The sequence below is a fragment of the Candidatus Obscuribacterales bacterium genome (assembly GCA_036703605.1).
In the GTDB taxonomy this organism is placed as follows: domain Bacteria; phylum Cyanobacteriota; class Cyanobacteriia; order RECH01; family RECH01; genus RECH01.
Window position 1 is genome coordinate 1 of record DATNRH010000289.1, and the last position, 4,172, is coordinate 4,172.

Here is a 4,172-nt window from a genome sequence, read left to right on the forward strand (position 1 = left end):
CTACCTCGACAGCTACCATGGCACCGCCCCTCCATCATGAGCAGCACTACAAAAACCGGCCTCTGATCCATTCCTCAATGATGTGATATGGATCACTGGTAAAACTGCGGACGATCATGCCCAGATCTGATCCGCATTCCATGAAAGTCTCGGTATAATCACTCGTGCTATGCCAGCAGCATCACGGGTTTTCTAAGCGATCGCCCCCATAATAAACCTAGGTTCAAACAACGAATCAACGGGCTGAGTTCATCGTAGGGAGTTGGTCATCATGGGTTGGAAAGTGGGGTGCAAAGTTGCTTGTTACGATCCACTGCGGGGCTATCTGGAAGGATATGTGGAAGCTCTAACCTCCAGCGTGACGTCCGGCTATGCTCTGATTATGGTGTTGCCCACCAAGGCATGGAACTATGGACAAGATGGCGGTTCCCTACGTAGCCTCGAACGTCGGGGTTGGCACTTGGTCGAAGCTGCCTAGAAGCATTGAATGCAGAATGTCCCAGCCGTGAATGTTTAACCGGACTTGAGATACCCCGTTCCAACACCAGAATTGATTTGCATGAGGTCCCTTCAACACAAATCCCCGACCTGTTAACAGCATCGGGGATCTTGCATTCTATAGGTTATCCATTAGTTGCCATAGGCTAGCTTAGGGAAGTTCTGTCCGCCCCATGAGGAAGCGATCGCATTCCCGAGCGGCTCCCCGCCCTTCATTGATCGCCCAGACCACGAGACTTTGACCCCGACGACAGTCGCCAGCGGCAAACACGCCAGGAATGCTGGTGGTATAGTCACCCTCCTCAGCTTTCACATTGCTTCGCCCATCCTGTTCTAAGCCAAGGGCATCAATCAAGGGTTGCTCTGGGCCAAGGAAGCCCATGGCAAGCAACACCACTTGGGCAGGAATGACTGCCTCGGTGCCGGCAATCGGTTGGGGGGAGAAGCGTCCCTGCTCATCACGCACCCACTGCACTTGAACGGTATGCACGGCTTTAACGTGACCGTTATCGTCACCCTCAAATTTTGTGGCGGTGGTGATATAAGCACGGGGGTCGCTGCCAAATCGAGAAGCCGCTTCCTCTTGCCCGTAGTCCATTTTGTAGACTTTAGGAAATTCCGGCCAGGGGTTGCTGGAGGCCCGGGTTTCGGGCGGCTTGGGCATAATCTCAATCTGGGTGACGGTGTTGCAGCCATGGCGGATGGAGGTGCCAACGCAGTCGGTGCCCGTATCGCCGCCGCCGATGATCACCACATCTTTACCTGCGGCAGAAATGTAGTCGTCGGTGGGGTCACCTTGGAGGACGGTGCGGGTATTGCCGGTGAGGAATTCCATGGCGAAGTGAATGCCCTGGAGCGATCGCCCCTCAATGGGCAAGTCTCGCGGCCGGGTGGCTCCGGTGCAGAGCACAACGGCATCGTAGTCCTGAGTTAAAGTCTGAGCACTAATGTCGCGGCCGACTTCAGTGTTGCAAACGAAGGTAATCCCCTCAGCTTCTAAGACATCCAGGCGGCGCATCACCACCTCTTTTTTATCCAACTTCATGTTGGGAATGCCATACATCAACAGCCCACCGGGGCGATCAGCTCGTTCGTAGACCGTCACCCAATGCCCGGCTTGGTTGAGCTGATCCGCCGCCGAGAGACCAGCCGGCCCCGATCCAATCACCGCTACTTTTTTGCCGGTGCGCTGGGCGGGAGGGTTGGGGGTAATCCAGCCCGATTCCCAGCCCTTTTCGGCGATGGAATATTCGATATTTTTGATGGTCACCGGCGGATTGGTGATGCCTAGGACGCAGGCTCCTTCACAGGGAGCTGGGCACACCCGTCCGGTGAACTCAGGAAAGTTATTGGTTTTATGGAGGCGATCGAGGGCATCTTGCCAGCGACCGCGATAGACCAGGTCATTCCACTCGGGAATTAGGTTGTTAATTGGGCAACCGCTGGCCATGCGGCTCAGGGTGATGCCGGTGTGGCAGAAGGGCGTGCCGCAGTCCATGCAGCGGGCCCCTTGGGTTTTGAGGTTGTCCTCCGCCATGGGCAAGTGAAATTCATCCCAGTTGCGGATGCGATCCTGGGGGGCGACCTCAGCGGCATTTTCCCGCAGGTAGTCAATAAAGCCGGTTGGTTTTCCCATAGTTGCAGTGTTCTCAACAGGTAGTGGCAATTCAGTTAAGTAAGAAAGGGTTGGACGAAACCTAAGGTTTAGCCCAACCCAGCGAGACAGCTAGCTGCCGCCAATCCGAGCGACATCGCGGGCATTTTCCTCAAAGGCTGCTGAGAGGGCTTCATCACCGCTCAATCCATCAGCGATCGCATTTTGGATATGCTGCAGAACGCGCTTGTAGTCGCGGGGCATGACTTTCACAAATCGAGGCACCATGGCATCCCACTCAGCCAGAATCTGCAAGGCCTTAGCACTTTGGGTGTAGTGGGCATGTTTTTCAATCAAATCATGCACATCGCGGATCTCTTCTGGATTTTCCAGATGCTCTAGCCCCACCATTTGAGGGTTGCAGCGCTGATCAAAATCCCCGGCTTCGTCAAGCACATAGGCAATGCCGCCGCTCATCCCCGCCGCGAAGTTACGTCCCGTGGGGCCTAGAACCACCACTTTACCGCCGGTCATATATTCACAGGCATGGTCGCCCACACCTTCCACCACCGTTTCCACCCCGGAGTTGCGGACGCAGAAGCGTTCTCCCACCAGGCCTCGGATGTAGGCTTCGCCGCTGGTTGCACCATAGAGGGCGACGTTGCCGGCGATAATGTTTTCTTCAGCGACAAAAGTAGAGGTTTTGGGCGGGTAAAGAATGATCTTACCGCCGCTCAGTCCCTTACCCACATAGTCGTTGGCATCGCCCTCTAGCTCTAGGGTGACGCCACGGGGCACAAAGGCTCCAAAACTTTGTCCCGCCGTCCCTTGGAAATGGAGATGGATGGTGTCATCTGGTAAGCCGTCCCAATGACGCTTGGTGATTTCGTTGCCGAGGATGGTACCCACCACGCGATTAATATTACGAATGGGTAAGGTAGCGCGCACCGGTTCACCCCGATCAATAGCAGGTTGACAGAGATCCAGCAGGGTGGTGATATCCAGGGACTTATCTAAGCCATGATCCTGAGGGATTTGGCAATAGCGACCCACGGAATCATCCACGTCGGGCTGGTGCAGGATCTTGGAAATATCCACGCCCTTGGCTTTCCAATGGCTGATGGCCTTGCGGGCCTCTAGGATATCGGTGCGGCCGACCATCTCGGGAATGGTGCGGAAGCCAAGCTGGGCCATAATTTCCCGCAGCTCCATGGCGATGAAGCGCATGAAGTTGACCGTATGCTGGGGATCGCCAGTGAAGTTTTTCCGCAGCTCTGGATTTTGGGTGGCCACGCCCACGGGGCAGGTGTTTTTATGACAAACCCGCATCATGATGCAGCCCAGGGTCACCAAGGGAGCGGTGGAGAATCCATATTCTTCTGCCCCAAGCAGGGTGGCGATCGCCAAATCCCGTCCGGTTTTCATTTGTCCGTCGGTTTCCACAGCGATGCGGCTGCGCAGGTTGTTGAGCACCAGAGTTTGATGGGTTTCAGCTAGACCCAACTCCCAGGGGAGACCCGCGTGCTTAATGGACGTTTGGGGCGAGGCACCGGTACCGCCATCAAAGCCAGAAATCAGCACCACATCGGCATGGGCCTTGGCTACCCCAGCGGCAATGGTACCCACGCCCACCTCGGACACTAGCTTGACGCTGACCCGGGCTGCCCGGTTGGCATTTTTCAGATCATGGATCAATTCCGCCAAGTCTTCGATGGAATAGATATCGTGATGGGGCGGCGGGGAAATTAGACCAACGCCGGGGGTAGAGTGGCGCACCTTGGCAATCCAGGGATAGACCTTGAGACCGGGAAGCTGTCCGCCTTCACCAGGCTTAGCCCCCTGGGCCATTTTGATCTGCAGCTCCCGCGCCTGGGATAGATACAGACTCGTCACCCCAAAGCGCCCGGACGCCACTTGCTTAATGGCGCTGTTTTTCGAGTCGCCCTGGTCATTCGTCCAGGTATAGCGCTCTGGATCTTCGCCACCTTCCCCAGTATTCGATCGCCCCCCAATACGGTTCATGGCGATCGCCAACGCTTCATGGGTTTCCTTGGAAATCGACCCGTAGCTCATGGCCCCG

General features: G+C 56.0%; 3 protein-coding genes. 1 reads left to right on the top strand and 2 read right to left on the bottom strand.

All coding sequences use genetic code 11. The features are described 5' to 3' along the window. The first annotated feature begins 271 nt into the window (after window positions 1-271). Window positions 272-478 (top strand): hypothetical protein, encoded by a 207-nt coding sequence (locus tag V6D20_06115; GenBank protein HEY9815360.1) that lies wholly within the window; start codon window positions 272-274, stop codon window positions 476-478. 171 nt (window positions 479-649) lie between these two features. Here the strand turns inward: V6D20_06115 and V6D20_06120 are convergent, their stop codons facing one another. Together V6D20_06120 and V6D20_06125 are read right to left on the bottom strand one after the other, a co-directional pair. Then, the gene (locus tag V6D20_06120; protein ID HEY9815361.1) at window positions 650-2,134 is read right to left on the bottom strand and encodes a glutamate synthase subunit beta; all 1,485 of its coding nucleotides are present in this window, start codon (window positions 2,132-2,134) and stop codon (window positions 650-652) included. A gap of 90 nt (window positions 2,135-2,224) precedes the next feature. Next, window positions 2,225-4,172, bottom strand: a 1,948-nt coding sequence (locus V6D20_06125; protein ID HEY9815362.1) for a glutamate synthase-related protein, incomplete at its 5' end; no start/stop codon positions are given.

Excerpts from the sequence above, each read along its gene's own strand:
- V6D20_06115 (HEY9815360.1), top strand. The coding sequence starts at position 272 with ATGGGTTGGAAAGTGGGGTGCAAAGTTGCTTGTTACGATCCACTGCGG.
- V6D20_06120 (HEY9815361.1), bottom strand. The coding sequence starts at position 2,134 with ATGGGAAAACCAACCGGCTTTATTGACTACCTGCGGGAAAATGCCGCT.